The organism is Virgibacillus sp. 6R, assembly GCF_001895305.1.
GTDB lineage: Bacteria > Bacillota > Bacilli > Bacillales > Amphibacillaceae > Virgibacillus > Virgibacillus pantothenticus.
Window position 1 is genome coordinate 124,643 of record NZ_CP017762.1, and the last position, 17,533, is coordinate 142,175.

Below are 17,533 nucleotides of genomic sequence, written 5' to 3' on the forward strand. Positions count from 1 at the left end.
AGTTAGCTTATCTTCTGCTTAAAATATGGTGACTATTTAATAAAAATTGGCTCCTGGAACGATATTCAGACTTAATTCTCTCTTCTGCCATCCGATCAGCAGCTAAATAAGTAGGAATATGATCACGTTTAGCAATGGCAAACACTTTTTGTAAGCTGTCATAAATGGTTTCTACCTTTTTCATTGCTCGGTCATAATTATATCCTTGTAGTTCATCGGCAACATTAATCACCCCACCAGAATTAATGACATAATCAGGAGCATAAATAATCCCCCGCTTGTGAATCATATCACCATGTCGAGACTCTTTCAATTGATTGTTAGCAGAACCAGCTATAACTTTTGCTTTTATTATTGGAATGGTCTCGTCATTAATCGTTGCACCTAACGCACATGGCGCATAAATATCGCAATTTACATCATAAATCGCATCTGGTTCAACTGATTCGGCACCGAAATCATCCACCGCTCGCTGTATTGCTGCCTGATTAATGTCCGTAACGACCAAGCGTGCTCCTTCTTTATGTAGATGTTCACAAAGGGCATATGCGACGTTACCTACACCTTGTACAGCGATCGTCTTCCCAGTTAATGAATCATCGCCAAATGCTTCCTTAGCAGCTGCCTTCATCCCCTTATAAACCCCGTATCCGGTTACTGGAGAAGGATTTCCAGAAGAGCCTGATTCAGGGGAAATACCAGTTACAAAATCTGTCTCCATATGAATGAGATCCATATCATGTACTGTTGTTCCAACATCCTCAGCTGTGATATAGCGCCCGTTTAGTCCTTGAATGTAACGCCCAAACGCACGAAACATTTCTGGATTCTTATCTGTTTTCGGATCTCCAATAATAACTGTTTTTCCACCGCCTAAATTTAAGCCGGCAGCAGCATTTTTATACGTCATTCCTTTAGCTAGCCGAAGCGCATCTTCAAGAGCTGCTTCTTCTGTTTCATATGTCCACATTCTTGTTCCACCTAAAGCAGGACCTAAAGTTGTATCATGAATGACAATGATTGCTTTTAAACCAGAGTTCTTATCCTGACAAAATACGACCTGTTCATAATCATCTTGTTCCATATAACGAAATAGTTCCATTAAAGTTCCCTCCTATTTGGTTGTAGCTGTCATAATTGCAAGGGACAGCGAATGTAATTTACTTTCGATTGGATCAGCTCGTGACGTTAATACAAGTGGTGCTTTAGCTCCACTAATAATTGCCGCTACTTTCGCTTGTGCATAATATACAAACGATTTGTACAAGGCGTTACCCACCTCAATGGAAGGGACAAGGAGTATATCTGCATCTCCAGCAACGTCAGATGAAATCCCTTTTTGAACTGCAGCATCTTTAGAAACAGCATTGTCAAAAGCGAGCGGACCATCAATAAGACAGTTTTCGATTTGTCCTCTGCGTTGCATTTGTGTTAATGCTGCTGCATCAATTGTGGATTGCATTGCAGGATTAATTACTTCTACTGGTGCTAAAGCAGCTACTTTAGGTAGGCTGATACCAATATTTTGTGCTACTTTCACTGCGTTTTCAACAATGATTGCCTTTTGTTGAATATCTGGAGCAATATTCATAGCTGCATCTGTTAATAGTACTAACTTTTCTTGACTTGGCACTTCAAATACTGCCACGTGAGATAAAACCTTCCCCGTTCGCAAGCCCTTTTCTTTGTGTAGCACTGCTTTCAAGACCTTTTTAGTCGGTATTTTCCCTTTCATAACAATATCTGCTTGCTCTTGCTTTACAGCGCGAATGGCTGATTGCGCTATGTTTGTTATATCAGTTTCATGTTTAATGGTTACTTTTTCTCGCCAATTATACAAATTAAGCCCAATTTGTTTCGCTAACTTCATAATTTTCAATTCATCGCCGACTAACAAAAACTGACATAAATCTTCTTCCAAGGCAATTTTTACAACCTGCAAAATATTCTCGTCTTCGGCATTTGCTACAGAGACGACTTTTTTATGTTCCTTTTTAGCGGCAAATTTTAATTCTGTCAAACTGTCCATATGATCCTCCTAACCATTCCCTCCACAGTTATATAGCAAGTTATGTGCCAAAACCCATGGATTGAAAGCGCTTTATCCACCAGAGTTCAGTCTGCAATAAATTGCACAAACCTGCAATCTATTGCAGGTCAGGTTTTGCAAGCTGGTATTTTTCCATCTTATAATAAAGATTTCGAATCGAGATTTGCAATTCCTTAGCTGTTTTCGTTTTATTATAGTCATTGCGTTCATAAACCTGTTGAATATAATTTTTTTCATATTGTTCTATAACGTGTTGTAAAGATTGGTGATTTGCTTTAGCAGGGAACGAAAAAGTATGATCTGGAACCGCACTAGTTAAATTTGGCAAATGCGATTGCTGAATCACCTTTTCATGTATTCCCATATAAATCATGGCTCGACCAATTACATTCTCCAGTTCACGGATATTGCCTGACCAATGATAATTTTTTAAAATTGCTAAAGCCTCTTCGGATATATGTTGCACGTCTCTACCATAATCTTGATTAATCTTTGTAATAATATGCTTAGCCAGTAGTGGAAGATCAGAGAGCCTGTCTCTTAAAGGCGGAATAAATATAGGCAAGCGATTTAACCGATAGTAAAGATCTTCCCGAAATGTTTTGGCCATGATCGCTTTTTCTAAGTTTACATGGGTAGCTGTAATTACTCGCACGTTTATTGTAATTGGTGTTGTTCCTCCAACGCGAACAATTTCATTTTCTTGCAGCACGCGTAGTAATTTGGCTTGCATATGCAAAGATAGCTCACCAATTTCATCTAAAAAAATGCTGCCATTATCTGCTTCTTCAAACAGACCTTTCTTTCCTCCCCGTTTTGCACCGGTAAAGGCTCCTTCTTCGTAACCAAATAGTTCACTTTCTAAAATTGATTCTGCGATAGCTGCACAGTTTACACGAATAAATTTATAATGTTTACGGTCGCTTTCATTGTGGATCGCATGAGCAAACAACTCTTTCCCTGTTCCAGAAGCACCTCGAAGCAAAACAGTAGCAGGTGTTCTTGCCCCTACTTTCGCTTGTTCTAAGGCAATTTTCATTTCCGGCGAAGTACCAATAATATCGGCAAATGTATATTTGGCTTCTAAATTACGAATGATTTGGCGTGCGCGTTTTAATTCATTCGTTAATGATTGCACTTCTGAAATATCATGCAGTACACCAACACTACCTTTCAGTTTTCCGTCTACAATAACCGGAGCCACATTGACATAGACTTCCTTTTTATTCGGACCGACCTTCATCAATACTCCCCTAACAGCTCTTCTCGTTTGTAAAACGCGCATATGTACACTTTCACCTTCAGAAATATCAGTAGTTGCTGGCTTGCCAATCACATCCGTTTCAGCTAAGCCAGTTATTTTAGTATAGGCAGGGTTAATCATTAAACCTAGCCCCTGTTCATCTACAACACTTATAGCCTCATCAGACGAATGAATAATAGCCTCTAGCATCGTTTTAATTTCTTTTAAGTCTGTATTTTCCTCTGCTAAATGGACGACTTCTGTAATATCTTTAAAAACAGCAAAAGCGCCTAAAAGACGGTTATCCGCACAAATAATAGGAATTCGTGTTGCAATAATTTGCTTACCATTTTCCAATGTTAATTTCTGATTAATTTCTCGTCTTCGGCTTTTTAACACCTCAGGCAGTCGAGTGTTTAAAATGATGTTTTCAATTCGTTCCCCTTCTAAGTCACTTTTAGCTAGGTCAATAATCGTTTCCGCGCTTTTATTGACAAAAGTAATGATCCCATGGTAGTTCACGACAATCATACCGTCACGTATATTGTTTAAAATTAAATTTTGATTTTGCATTTGCAGTTCTATTTTTTCTAAAAGCTCCTGTTTTTCATCAAACAGTTCAGAAATAATATAAGCAACTGTTCCAGGAATAACGACTGTTTTTCGTTCCCGTCGCTCTAATAACTCTTCCAGCACATGTTCATTACCAGTTGCTTCAATGATGATGTCAATATCTTTGTCAACCCATCCTTTCCACGATTGACTCACAGGGATGTCCCATTTTTTCGCCATCTCGAGACCTGGAGCAGATAGATTAGTATCAATTACAGCAACCACATTCATCGTTTGCGTAGCATTTAAAATATTTAATAACACACTCCCACCTTTACCAGCACCAACAATAAGAACGCGCTTCATTTCATCCCACCTTGCACTATTTTGCATATTTCTATCTTACGTCAGTCTGCAAAGTAATGCAAATTGTGATTTTCCCTCAAATTTGTCACGTATTTATGCGATTTTTTCTCGGCATGGATTTTATTTGATCTCTAGTTCTATAAAAAGGTTTTTTAGTATCATCGCTTCAATAACCCACATTGGATCTACACTTCGCTTTCCACGGCGGCCCTCTCAACTGCTCGGAAACAAAGAAAGACTTCTTTAAGATTTTTAGCCGTCAAATTTGCTACAGGTCAAGACAAAGAAGAGAGGAGTACTTCATTTTAATGTGCCTCCGCGTATATTTTCTGCTTTTTTTGCAAATGCCAAGTCTTTATGTATCGCGTGGTAGTTCCCCGAGGGCTATCTGTATTGATTCATTCTAAAACATGCTGACATATGGCTTGAATAGTACTAAGAGGAACTATGAGTCCATGTCCGTTCGGTTTAAGTCTAGTCATTTACACTACTAACAATCACAGAGATTAAAAAGGGCATGAGGATAGGAGTTTCGCTTTATTTCTTTTTATATATTATTTTGCTATACTGTACGTGACATTAATGAAGGAGAATATGGGATGGTTCGAATCATAGCTATAGTTCTGTTATTTATTCCTGGCGTGGTTGCAGCAATTGGAATAAAATTGATGAGAGACACATTGTTTGCTTCTTTTTATCCAATATTTTTTCATAGCAGTATCCAATTTATCGTTGGGCTTATTTTATTTTTAGCTGGACTAACCTTTATCGGTGGATTTATTATCCACCGCGATCGAAAACGCCAAAGAAATCAGCAACTGAAAAAAAAATGTTATGCAGATGGGGATTAAACACCCATCTTTTTTATTGTATGTATTGGAAACTATAAAATGATGTGCTTGGGGATAAAATAACCGAATAGCCGCGTCCGGCTCATGAGCCCAGCAACGATGCGACTTCATGAAAACACTCTACGATAAGGCCTCATCGGTTCATCTCTAAGAGGAAGGCCGACTAAAAACGGGCCTGCCGCCCAGACGTCGGCATACCCCTGTTTTAGTGGCATGATTCCTTTATCTCCGTTGTTTCGTTTCATTCGCTACGTTGCTAAACGGGCACTTGCGACTTTGTTCCTTTCATGCGATATATAACCTTAATTCACCCGTTGATAAAATTTTATGTTATCGCTTTTAGACTAAATTATTTTCCACATATGGAACCATTTTTTAAAATATCCAGTTTACAATTGCTTTTTTATTTATTTATAATGTGCCAAATAAACTGAATTTATGATATGATGAAAAATAAAAAAACAGCGGGAGGAATTTGGCGTGAAAGTAGCAAAATTTGGAGGAAGCTCTGTCGCTAGTGCAAAACAGATAAAAAAGGTAGCCGATATTATCAAGATGGACCTCCAAAAGAAATTTATTGTCGTTTCCGCACCTGGAAAACGATACAAAACGGATCAAAAAATAACGGATATGTTAATTGAACTATGGGATGCCCACGAACAAGGCACTTCTGTATACCAATATATAGATCCTATTATGCGAAGATTTGCTGAAATTATCGAACAGCTAGAGTTATCTGCTTCTATTTTAGATGAGATTAAACAAACCATTGAAAATCAGTTACATAATGATGCTAATCCTACAGAAAGGCTGGATGCATTAAAAGCTGTTGGCGAAGATAGTTCAGCTAAAATTCTGAGCGCATACCTTGCTTCTTGTGGCTTAAATGCTCGCTATTTGAATCCGCACGATGCTGGTGTGACGGTAAGCGATGATCCGGGAAATGCAAAGATCTTGCCAGCAAGCTTTAAAAAAATTTATAGCTTACGATCAACAAAAGAAATTTTAGTTATTCCTGGATTTTTTGGCTATACAAAAGAAGGTAAATTAATTACTTTCTCGCGTGGAGGTTCTGATATTACTGGTTCCATTATTGCTGCAGGTATTAAAGCAGATGTATATGAAAATTATACTGATGTAGACTCCGTTTATGCAGTTAATCCGTCCATTGTAAACAACCCTAAGAAAATTACTACGCTCACTTATAAAGAAATGCGCGAATTATCTTACGCGGGATTTTCAGTGTTTCATGATGAAGCGCTCATCCCAGCTTATCGCGAGGAAATACCTGTATGTATTAAAAATACGAACAATCCTCAAGCTCCTGGAACATTAATTGTTTCTGAGAAAAAGCCAAGCGAGAAGTGTGTTGTCGGGATTGCTAGTGACACAGGATTTTGCAGTATATACATTAGTAAGTATTTAATGAATCGGGAAATTGGTTTTGGTCGAAAAGTATTTTCTATCTTAGAAGATGAAGGTATTTCTTTTGAGCATGCACCATCAGGTATAGATGATTTGTCGATCATTATTCGTGAAAAGCATTTACCTCTTGAAAAAGAGAAGCAAGTATTGAAACGCATTCAAAAAGAACTACGACCGGACCTAATTTCAATTCATCGCAATTTGGCTATGATCATGATTGTTGGCGAAGGACTTGTACGTACAATTGGCGTTGCTCAAAAAGCCACTTCTGCCATTTCCAATGCAAATGTGAATATTGAAATGATTAACCAAGGATCCTCAGAAGTTTCCATGATGTTTGGCATTAAAGCAGAAGACCTGGAGAAAGCCGTGCAATCATTATACGCTGCTTTTTTTGTAAAGTAAGATAGCTTTGTATGTTACGTAAACAGGAAAATTTTGTAGTCAAATTTTCTCTATTCTAAAAAACATATCCGCCTTTAATGGAGGATATGTTTTTTAGCTTTTAGAGCAACACTAGCTTGCTTTATGCTCCAAACGTAGATGGTCAGCCACCATCGCAATAAACTCTGAATTTGTTGGTTTTGCTTTGGAAATACTGATCGTATATCCAAACAAGGCAGATATGGAATCAATGTTACCCCTGCTCCATGCTACTTCAATAGCATGTCGAATTGCCCGTTCTACACGAGAAGCTGTTGTGTTATATTTCTTAGCTATATCCGGATATAAAACCTTCGTAATCGAACCAAGGAGCTCAATATCATTAAATACCATGGTAATCGCTTCTCGTAAATACATATACCCTTTAATATGAGCTGGAACGCCAATTTCATGAATAATATTAGTAATACTTGCTTCTAAATCCTGTTTTTTCTTCTCTTTTCGCTGGACTTTGGAAACACCTGTTGAATAAACTGCAGTTCCCTGAACTTGTCTAATTTGTTCAGCTAAGTTATCTAAGTCAAAAGGTTTCAAAATAAAATAGGCTGCTCCAAGATCCACTGCTTTTTTCATTACTTCTTCCTGACCAAAAGCTGTTAACATAATGACATGCGGTGTTTTTCCTCCTGAAGAACGCAATGTATTTAACACAGCAAGTCCATCCACATGAGGCATAATAATATCCAACACCAACACATCCGGCTCCATGTCTTCAAGCATCGTTAAACAGTCTCTTCCGTTAAAAGCTGTCCCAATTACTTCAATATCCGCCTGCTCTTCAAAATAGTCTTCCATTAGTTTGATCAATTCACGATTATCATCCACTAAACAAATTTCAATCTTTTCCACAAAAGCTCCTCCTTTTATGTAGTACATAACTTCTCACTATTTTACATATTCTACACAAATCACAAATATCCTTCTTTTAATTAAAAAACTTTGGTTTTTTTGAAATTTGCTTTGTTTTTCTCTGTTTTACTCAAAAATACGATTATATTCGATAAATATAGACACTGCTTGTCGAAAAATATTTATTATTTCATAATTATAACATATCTATTCTTCACTACTGCTAAAAATATAAGTTCTTAACACAAAATTATGCATTCCTTTGCAAAACTAAGTGGTTAAAAAGGAAAAAGACTTGAATTGGAGAAGTTCCCAAAACAAGTCCTTACTTTAGCTTACCTTTTTTAATGATGCTCCATTTTTATGCACATTAATACCAGCTTCTTGTAACATAAACTCAATGTGTACACCATAGCCAGACGTTGGATCATTAACGAACACATGCGTTACTGCGCCAATAATTTTTCCATTTTGGATAATGGGACTCCCGCTCATTCCTTGTACAATTCCACCCGTTTTATTCAGTAACTCCTTATCTTTGATTTGAATAACCATCCCTTTAGTTGCTGCATTTGTCTGCGGCACGCTACTGACGATTTCTACATCGTATGCTTCAACCTTTTCTCCCTCAAGTACCGTTAAAATTTTTGCAGGACCTTCTTGCACTTCATGAGGCTGAGCGATAGGCATTGGTTTACGAGCATCCTCCAAATTTTGATTTAGCTCTCCAAATATGCCAAATGGGCTATTTTTTGTAATAGAGCCAATTTTATTTTCTGTCGGTGAAAATGTTGCTTGTTTTTCTCCAGGAATTCCATTATTTCCCTTTTCAATCGACGTTACAGAAGAGCGAACAATAGCGCCATTGTTAATTTCTATCGGCTTTTTCGTATCCATATCCGAAATTACATGACCTAGCGCACCATATTTTTTCGAGTTTGGATCATAAAAAGTCATCGTTCCAATTCCAGCTGCTGAATCACGAATATACAATCCAATTTGGAAATTTTTCCCTTGTTTATCTAATGCAGGTTTTAATTCTGTGGAGATCGTTTTTTCTCCACGTTTTAATTTTATATCCAATGGATGGTTCGACTCCCCTGCTTGTTTTACAAATGGTTTAACATCATTCATTGTTTTAATTTCTTTTCCATCAATTTCTAAAATAACATCTCCCACCTGAATATCAGCTTTTTCTCCTGGAGAGATACCGCCTGATTTTCCTTTTACTACATGATGTCCTACAACTAAAACACCTTTTGTTTGTAGTTGAACACCGATGGATTGACCACCAGGAATTATCCTTATATCATCACGCGCTTCTGCTTTTGCTTGGTGGAAAGATAAACCGGTCAGCTCAGCAAGTGATAGATCTTTTGCAGTATTTTCAGCACCGGTATCAGTTGTTGAAGTAGATGCTGCCTGTGAAGGCTGACTTTTAAATGGAATTATTTGTTGCGTAAAAAAAGGAAATGCAAGCAGGGCGATCATTGTGATTAAGCCTATGCCAATGCGTATTTTGTTGTGCTTTCTTTCCAAATTCATTCACTCTCCTCTATCCATACCCAAACCACCTTTATATCTGTACCTTTAATTTAAGCTTTTTCATGTTGTTTTAAACTGGTGAAACATAAGCAAGCTTGCCTAACATTACCTGCACAAGCTTTTAGCTCGATATGTATAACAGAGGTTTAAAACTTCGTTAGTAACTATTCTTCCTCTGATTATCATTTGCTGCTGAAATCTTTCCTATTTTAGGAAACCTATATGTAAAGCGTCATTTTTTCCAACATGTCAAAAGCTTCCATTATTAAGTAAATCTTCAATCAGTGGGTGTTTCTTTCATCCCCTCTGATTGTTAGTACCATAATGGTATGACCTAAAGGACTCTTACGAAAATAGGGCATTTAGTGTGTTGTTATCTCTCGTTTAGACTTATTGCAGTAAGATAATGGAGTCTTACAGCACCTTATATGTGGGATAATAAAACGTTTACAAAAAGAGCTATTATTTCATGCGCTTTTTATGTTTCGAAATTTTTTGGACAAAATAAAAAGCCAGATAATATATTTTCTGGCTTTTTGCTATAAATTATGCTCTTTTGATTTAAATTGGATTGCCATTTCTAACATTTCCCGACCATGATCCACTGCTGTTTCCGTAAGCTTCGTTCCCGTAATCATACGAGCTAGTTCATTTATCTGCAGTTCCGGAGTTAATTCATGAACACTGGTAGATGTTCGATGATCCGTCACTTCTTTTTCAATTAGTTTATGGGTATCAGCCATTGCAGCTACTTGTGGAAGATGAGTAATACATAAAACCTGTGACTCCTGAGAAATGTGATATATTTTCTCCGCAATTGCTTGTGCTACACGTCCACTAACACCAGTATCAACTTCATCAAAAATTACACTTGTGACTCCTTGATGTTTGGCAAATATTTTTTTTAAGCTCAACATAATCCGTGACAGTTCTCCTCCAGAAGCAACTTTATTTAATGGCTTTAGAGGCTCGCCTGGATTTGTAGAGATCAAAAAGGTTACATGATCCAATCCATTTTTATGCAAGTGCTTATCCAATTCTTCTCGTTGATCCAGCTTATTTTTCGCAAAATCAACTTTAAATTGAGCCTTATCTAAATAAAGATCCTTTAACTCCTCATGAATTTCTTTCGTTAAAGCCTTTGCAGCTGCTTGACGTATGTCATGCAACTCCTGAGCTTCCAAAAAAGCATCTTTCGCTTTTTCTTTGATTTGTTCTTCTAGCTTCGATAAGTGAGAATCTTTATTGTTAATTTGCTCGATTTCTTCTTCAATTTTTGCCATATATGTCAGCATTTCAGACACCGAAGGACCATACTTTTTCTTTAGTCGATTGATTTCGCTTAGGCGAGCTTCAATCTCATTTAAACGCTCGGGGTTATATTGTAACGATTCAATTAGATTTCCCAAATCATAAGTAAGCTCCTCTAAACCGAAATAATAATTGGCTATCTCTTCGGCTTTTTCTGCAATCGAGGAATCGAACTTACTGTTATCCTGCAAGGCAATTTGAGCTTGGTTAACCCAATCAAGACCTTTTTGTTCCCCATAAAGGGAATTATAGGCTAGTTGCAAGGCTGAATAAATTCGTTCATAATTTGCCAAGGTATTCCTTTCTTCTTCCAGCTGTTCGTCCTCATTTGGTTGCAGTTGAGCTTGTTCCAGTTCTCGTAATTGAAATTGTAGCAGGTCTAATCGTTGCGCTGTCTCTTGCTCGTTTTCACTTAATTTCCGATAACGATTTTTCAAATTGGATAACTGATCGTATAGTTTAAAGTATTCGTCTTTAGCCTTGTTCATTAATTCGGGCTGATATAAATCTAACAACTCAATATGCTGCTCTGGATCCATTAGTGATTGTGTCTCGTGCTGGCTATGGATGTCAATTAATGTTTTTCCAAATTCACGGAGAATGGCTAACGTCACTAATTTGCTATTCACACGGCAAATACTTTTCCCATTTGCAGTCATTGTTCGTCTTAGCACAAGCTGATGATCTTGACATTCGATACCGTACTGTTGGCAAACGTTATAAACTGGATGCGACTCATCCTCGATAATAAACAACCCTTCAATATCTGCTTTCTTGGCACCGTGCCGAACAAATTCAACGGAGCCTCTTCCTCCTGCGAGCAATTGAACCGCATCGATAATAATCGATTTCCCTGCACCAGTTTCACCTGTCAATACCGTTAAACCTTCGTGAAAAGTGATGGAAAGCTTGTTTATAATCGCAAAATCCTGAATTGATAATTCCGTAAGCACGACATTATTCCCCCACCTTCTGAATTACAGCATCTCTATAAAACGCTCTTTTATCGCTATTGCATCTGCTTCTGTTCTGCATATAATTAAGCAGGTATCATCTCCACAAATGGTCCCCATGATTTCTTCCCAATCTAACTGATCGATTAAAGCACCGACAGCATGAGCATTACCAGGCAATGTTTTTAATATGATAAAATGGCTTGCATAATCAATTTTCACAAATGCGTCCATGACTAAACGCTTTAATTTATCTAACGGATTAAAGCGTTGGTCTGCAGGCAAGCTGTATTTATATGTCCCATTTGTTGTTGCTACCTTTACTAAATGTAGCTCTTTGATGTCTCTAGAAACAGTTGCTTGCGTCACGTTATATCCTAGATTTTTCAATCGATCTACAAGCTCATCCTGTGTTTCAATTTCATTATTTGTTATTAATTCTCGAATTTTTATATGACGTTGTATTTTGCTCATCGGGTGCCCCCATTTCTTAAACTTGCATGATTAATTTTTATTCGTTTTTCGTATCAATTCTTCATGTGCTTTTGAGACTAAGTTTTCTATGTCTTGATCCGAAAATTGTTGTGATGTTTCATGTTTTTTCCAGCCTAAGTGTAGCAAAAATTCAATATTGCCATCTCCACCAGTTATTGGGGAAAAAGTTAAGCCTAACACTTGATACTCTTCCCGTTCTGCAAAATCAATCATTTGTCTGATAACAGATTGATGAACGTGACGATCACGAACAATACCCTTCTTGCCAACTTGCTCTTTTCCTGCTTCAAATTGCGGTTTAACAAGTGCCACTATATCACTATTGTCTTTCATTAGCATCTTTAATACAGGCAAAAGTAACCGCAAAGAAATAAAAGAAACATCGATAGAAGCAAAGTTTGGTTTTCCATGCTCGAGCATATCTAGCGTAACATAACGAAAATTCGTTCGTTCCATCACAATAACCCGATTATCGTTTCTCAACTTCCAATCAAGCTGATTATAGCCGACATCAATCGCATAACATAATGCAGCGCCATTTTGCAAAGCACAATCTGTAAAACCACCAGTAGATGAACCAATATCCATGACAATTTTATCTTTTACCATTATTGAAAACTCTCTTAATGCTTTTTCAAGCTTCAATCCTCCACGTCCAACATAAGGAAACAGCTTGCCTTTAACCGTTAAATGGGTGGATTCATCAATTTGCATACCTGGTTTATCCAATCTCTCTTGTTCAGCAAAGACTTGTCCAGCCATAATTAATCGCTTCGCCTTTTCTCTTGTCGGTGCAAGTGATTTTTCCACTAGCAATACATCTAGTCTTTTTTTACTCATTCGGGTAAGTCCTTTTTATTAATAATTTTTAGGTAATACTTTTATTTTTAATCTATTTTCCATAATGGAGATAATTTTTCCTGCAAAAAAAATAATTTTTGTGGAAGCATTAATGGCAAAATATTTACCTAGTGCTTTTCCACCGACTGTAAGTGCAGCGACAACGCTTGTCAATACCACCGAAATAAAAATTTGCACGGATGATCCTTCTCCATAACCTAACAAATTTGCGATTTGAAGTACTACTATAGCTGAAGCTGTACCACTTACAATTCCAGATATATCCCCAATTACATCGTTACAAAAGCTGGCAAATCGATCGGCATTTCGAATAATAATAACCGCCTCTTTTGCTCCGGTCACTTTCTCCGCAGCCATCGCATGAAAGGGTGCTTCTTGTGCTGCTGTAGAAGCAATTCCTAACATATCAAAAACAACTCCAACCAAAACGATGACAAGCACAATGAATAAGCCGATAAACCATGCAACGCCACCTAAAATAGAAGAAGATATAACTGAAAAAATAGCCGCTAACACAAAAGTGATAACGGCAATAGTTAAACTAAATTTAATCGATCGTTTTACATGTGATTTCATTTCATACCCCATTATTTAAGAACGTGTTATACGTGACTTATTATGTACAAAGGAATGGTCATTTAAAAGGTAAAAACTGCGGCTTAGGTCCAGTAGGTTTTCCCAGATGGCTACCCCGTGTTGCCACATGGGCGGTTCCCCTTTAAAACCATCTTAGCTTTGTCGCCAAGAGCTAGACTGGATTACCACTTAGTCCACACTATAATCCCTTTTAAACGTCGAATGAACAGTCTAGGAGATTTCCTCAACAGTTCTTAACCGTCCCCTAGCCTCTTTTGCAGTGCTGATTTCATAGAGAAGGCAATAACAAATTAGTGGCCATCTAATTTATTATCGATAACTCTAATCCCCTCAGTCACCACTCAAGGCAGGCTACGCTGCATATTAGGTGTCCCTTACCGTATACTGCAGGTTCATACCCCATTCCATAATGACAACTAGGCTTAGTTGTTACTACAGAGATGGGCCTCCGCGGAAATCGGGTCAACGCCCACATGCCTTTGTGGATCGCCCGATAACCTTAACTCCCAGCACAGACCCAAGGCTGGGCGCCTCAAGCCTGCACAAGGAACTTCATCGATGTGCCCTTTGGCGAATTTTTAGGCCCGCCTTCAGGTACGGAGAACTGACTAGAATACTGCACCATTCCTATTCTAATTGAATTATAACATATTTTTTAGAAAAAAACTACGGAATTAATGATCTCGTTGACTAAAATAAACGGTTAAATCCATCAATTTGGAGTTTGCGACATCAGCCTTTTCAAGCGCTTCTTTCGCCTTAGATACATACCACTCTTTCTGTTCCATCGCTCCATCTAAACCAAGCAGTTTTGGATACGTGCTTTTTAAATTTAGCACATCACTGCCTACAGGTTTTCCAAGTTTTGCTTGATCGCCGGTTACATCTAGTATATCATCCTGCACTTGAAAAATGAGTCCTAAATAAAAAGCAAATGTTTCCAATGCGTTTAATTGTTCCTTTGTTGCTCCTCCAAGATATGCACCTGCATACACGGCGTATCGAAGTAATTCACCTGTTTTTAATGCATGCACTTGCTCCAGCTCTTTTAAGGAAATCGTCTTGTCTTCTGCAGCCATATCTAAGATTTGCCCTGCTACCATTCCCTTCGGACCACACGCCTCAGCTAATAATGCAATTAAATCTGCTTTTTGTACTGCGGTCAGTTTTTCATCTTTACTGATTAATTCAAAGCTGTACGTCAATAAAGCATCTCCAGCCAATATCGCTGTCGCCTCATTAAAAGCTTTATGATTCGTAAGTTTACCTCGGCGATAATCGTCATCATCCATTGCTGGTAAATCATCATGGATTAAAGAATACGTATGAATCATTTCCAGTGCAGCAGCTGAGCTTAAAGTAACTGCTACGTCCGAATTAAATGCTTCATAGCTTGCCATCAATAATATTGGACGTAATCGTTTCCCGCCAGCTTCCAATGAATAAAGCATGGACTCCTTCAGCGCAAGAGGAATTTGTAAGCTTTGAATATAATCTTGTAACGTACGGTCCATTAATTGTTTCTTTTCTTCTAAATACTGCTTCATTGTCAGCTCCACGATTATTCTTCCTCCTGCATCGGGAATGGTTCCAAATCTCCCTGCTCATTCATAATTTTTGTCATTTTTTCTTCCACTTGATTTAATTTTTCCGTACATAGCTTAGATAACTTCATTCCATCTTGATAATAGGTAATTGCTTTTTCTAAAGGGACATCCCCTGTTTCTAATTTTTCTACAACTTGCTCCAGTTGCTGCATTGCTTCTTCAAAAGTTAATTCCTTCTCAGCCATTTCGCTTCTCCTCCTCTACTTCTGTAATCTGACATCTCAGCTGTCCATCTGCAACGCGTAATGAAATTCTATCCCCTCGTTCAACAGCATGTACAGATTTTATAATCTGCCCCGAATTTGTATAAGGAATGGAAAAACCTCTTTTCATGATTTCTAATGGGTTAAGCAAACTTAATTTATTCATTTCATTATAAAGCGATCGAGCCTTTTCTGTATGTAATTGTTTCATCAATACATGCTGTTGCTTTATGAACTGTTGAAGCTGCTGTTTCGCTCTTTCTATTTGCTTTCCTGGCTGCTGGACGGTAAAACGAGCCCGTAAATACTGATAACGCTGTTGGCTCTCTGCCAATTTTGCTGTGATACCCTTTTTCAGTTGCTCCATGTTGGCATCCAGTTCTTGCTCTTTTTGTTTTAGCAATTGATATGGATAACGAAAAGCGTACGCCTGTTTTAGTCTAGCCAAATGCTGTTGTTGCTGCTTAAGCTTCTCTTGCATATCTTTCATCGCTATCCGTTTTAGCGTTTCTATTTTCTCAATTAACTCTTGCCTCGATGGAACAGCCAATTCAGCAGCCCCAGTAGGTGTGGGGGCGCGTAAATCTGCGACATAATCACTGATAGTTGTATCCGTTTCGTGTCCTACTGCAGAAATAATTGGGATTGTTGACTCGAAAATAGCCTTTGCTACTATTTCTTCGTTAAAGCTCCACAGTTCTTCAATGGAACCTCCACCTCTGCCAACAATCAGCAAATCAAAATCACCGATTTCATTCGCTGTTTCAATCGCCTGTTTAATTGATCTGGCAGCTGCTTCTCCCTGTACTAATACTGGTAAAATCGTCAAATCAACGATGGGATAGCGACGTTTAATTGTTGTAATAATATCTTTTACAGCCGCTCCTGTTGGTGAAGTGATAATGCCAATTTTATTAGGTAAATGAGGGATCTCTTGTTTATATTTCTCGTCAAAGTATCCTTGCTGTTGTAGCTTTTCTTTCAACTGCTCGTAAGCTACATACAATGCGCCAATCCCATCCGGTTCCATATGCTGAATGTAAAGCTGATATTGTCCATAAGCTTCAAAGACGCTAATTTCCCCTTTTATCAACACATTCATACCGTTTTCTGGAATAAACTTTAACATTCGATTATTTCCTGCAAACATAACCGCCTGAATCCGTGAGTGATCATCTTTAATGGTTAAGTACATATGCCCTCTGGAATGGTGTTTGAAGTTCGATATTTCACCACGTAGCCATACTTGGCGTAAATGTGGGTCTGTATCCATTTTTCGTTTAATGTACCTCGTTAATGCTGTAACAGTTAAATAATTATCCTTCACGGTTCTCAAGCCCTTTTGCAGCTTTTATCGTGTTTTTTAATAGCATGGTTATGGTCATTGGCCCTACCCCCCGAGGAACCGGAGTAAGATATGCTGCTTTCTCCTTTACCGATTGGAAATCCACATCTCCTGTTAATGATCCATCTTCTAGACGGTTAATTCCCACATCAATCACTGTTGCCCCTTCTTTAATATAGCTAGCATCAATGGCATGGGCTTTTCCTACAGCCACCACAAGAATATCAGCTGTTTGAGTGTACTGATGGAGATGTTTGGTTTTAGAATGGCAGGTCGTTACAGTAGCATCTTCATTGATGAGCAATTGCGCTACTGGTTTACCTACAATATTACTTCTGCCAATCACAACAGCATGCTTTCCTTCAATCGGGATATTTTTTGAACGTAGCATGGTTATGATGCCGTATGGCGTACAAGATAAAAATGTATCCATTCCCGTCATCATTCTCCCAATACTCACTGGATGAAATCCATCTACATCTTTTTCAGGGGATATAGTTTCAATCACCATTTGCTCACTTATATGGTCAGGAAGTGGCAATTGGACTAATATTCCATGTACTTGAGGATCGTTATTTAGTGTATGTATATGGGCAAGAAGTTCCGATTCGCTAACCGTTTTCGGTAATTCGATAATTCGGGAACCTATTCCTGTTTCATCGCAAGCTTTTTTCTTCCCATTCACATAGGATCTAGAAGCAGGGTGGTCTCCGACAAGTACTACAGTAAGTTGGGGATGGATACCAACTGTTTTTAAATCAGCTACTTCCTGCTTCATTTTCTCCTTTAACTCGAAAGACAATGCTTTTCCATCAATGATTTCTGCTGTCAATTTA

15 protein-coding genes are annotated in these 17,533 nt (G+C 38.0%); 2 read left to right on the forward strand and 13 right to left on the reverse strand.

What is annotated here, in order from left to right; translation table 11 throughout:
- Positions 1-7: 7 nt before the first annotated feature.
- From BKP57_RS00610 to BKP57_RS00620, 3 genes are all read right to left on the reverse strand, one after another.
- Positions 8-1,102: a Leu/Phe/Val dehydrogenase gene (locus BKP57_RS00610; RefSeq protein WP_050353024.1), complete on the reverse strand. Its 1,095-nt coding sequence runs from the start codon at positions 1,100-1,102 to the stop codon at positions 8-10.
- A gap of 12 nt (positions 1,103-1,114) precedes the next feature.
- Positions 1,115-2,029, reverse strand: coding sequence for a phosphate butyryltransferase (gene yqiS, locus BKP57_RS00615; RefSeq protein WP_050353025.1), 915 nt, complete (start codon positions 2,027-2,029; stop codon positions 1,115-1,117).
- A gap of 118 nt (positions 2,030-2,147) precedes the next feature.
- Positions 2,148-4,211, reverse strand: a complete 2,064-nt coding sequence (locus BKP57_RS00620; protein ID WP_050353026.1) for a sigma 54-interacting transcriptional regulator — start codon at positions 4,209-4,211, stop codon at positions 2,148-2,150.
- A 599-nt stretch (positions 4,212-4,810) separates the two neighbouring features.
- Here BKP57_RS00620 and BKP57_RS00625 point away from each other — a divergent pair.
- Both BKP57_RS00625 and BKP57_RS00630 read left to right on the forward strand, forming a co-directional pair.
- On the forward strand, positions 4,811-5,062 hold the full coding sequence (locus BKP57_RS00625) for a DUF2627 domain-containing protein (RefSeq protein WP_050353027.1): 252 nt from the start codon (positions 4,811-4,813) through the stop codon (positions 5,060-5,062).
- A gap of 480 nt (positions 5,063-5,542) precedes the next feature.
- Positions 5,543-6,892: an aspartate kinase gene (locus tag BKP57_RS00630; RefSeq protein WP_072740876.1), complete on the forward strand. Its 1,350-nt coding sequence runs from the start codon at positions 5,543-5,545 to the stop codon at positions 6,890-6,892.
- 111 nt (positions 6,893-7,003) lie between these two features.
- Here BKP57_RS00630 and spo0A read toward each other — a convergent pair whose 3' ends face one another.
- The 10 genes from spo0A to folD form a co-directional block, all read right to left on the reverse strand.
- On the reverse strand, positions 7,004-7,780 hold the full coding sequence (gene spo0A, locus BKP57_RS00635; RefSeq protein ID WP_050353029.1) for a sporulation transcription factor Spo0A: 777 nt from the start codon (positions 7,778-7,780) through the stop codon (positions 7,004-7,006).
- A 330-nt stretch (positions 7,781-8,110) separates the two neighbouring features.
- Positions 8,111-9,325 carry a SpoIVB peptidase gene (gene spoIVB / locus BKP57_RS00640; RefSeq protein ID WP_050353030.1) on the reverse strand — a complete coding sequence of 405 codons (1,215 nt, stop codon included), beginning with the start codon at positions 9,323-9,325 and terminating at the stop codon, positions 8,111-8,113.
- Positions 9,326-9,864: 539 nt separating this feature from the next.
- On the reverse strand, positions 9,865-11,589 hold the full coding sequence (gene recN, locus BKP57_RS00645; RefSeq protein ID WP_050353031.1) for a DNA repair protein RecN: 1,725 nt from the start codon (positions 11,587-11,589) through the stop codon (positions 9,865-9,867).
- Positions 11,590-11,613: 24 nt separating this feature from the next.
- Positions 11,614-12,063, reverse strand: coding sequence for a transcriptional regulator AhrC/ArgR (ahrC, locus tag BKP57_RS00650; RefSeq protein ID WP_050353032.1), 450 nt, complete (start codon positions 12,061-12,063; stop codon positions 11,614-11,616).
- Positions 12,064-12,093: 30 nt separating this feature from the next.
- On the reverse strand, positions 12,094-12,924 hold the full coding sequence (locus BKP57_RS00655; RefSeq protein ID WP_050353033.1) for a TlyA family RNA methyltransferase: 831 nt from the start codon (positions 12,922-12,924) through the stop codon (positions 12,094-12,096).
- 18 nt (positions 12,925-12,942) lie between these two features.
- Positions 12,943-13,521: a hypothetical protein gene (locus BKP57_RS00660; protein ID WP_050353034.1), complete on the reverse strand. Its 579-nt coding sequence runs from the start codon at positions 13,519-13,521 to the stop codon at positions 12,943-12,945.
- A gap of 695 nt (positions 13,522-14,216) precedes the next feature.
- Entirely contained in the window at positions 14,217-15,101 is an 885-nt protein-coding gene (locus BKP57_RS00665; RefSeq protein ID WP_156875261.1) for a polyprenyl synthetase family protein, read from the reverse strand.
- Between the two features lie 2 nt (positions 15,102-15,103).
- Positions 15,104-15,334, reverse strand: a complete 231-nt coding sequence (locus BKP57_RS00670; RefSeq protein WP_050353035.1) for an exodeoxyribonuclease VII small subunit — start codon at positions 15,332-15,334, stop codon at positions 15,104-15,106.
- Entirely contained in the window at positions 15,327-16,679 is a 1,353-nt protein-coding gene (gene xseA / locus BKP57_RS00675) for an exodeoxyribonuclease VII large subunit (RefSeq protein ID WP_050353036.1), read from the reverse strand. The genes BKP57_RS00670 and xseA overlap by 8 nt, the downstream gene beginning before the upstream one ends.
- On the reverse strand, positions 16,669-17,529 hold the full coding sequence (folD, locus tag BKP57_RS00680) for a bifunctional methylenetetrahydrofolate dehydrogenase/methenyltetrahydrofolate cyclohydrolase FolD (RefSeq protein WP_050353037.1): 861 nt from the start codon (positions 17,527-17,529) through the stop codon (positions 16,669-16,671). The genes xseA and folD overlap by 11 nt, the downstream gene beginning before the upstream one ends.
- Positions 17,530-17,533: the final 4 nt, after the last annotated feature.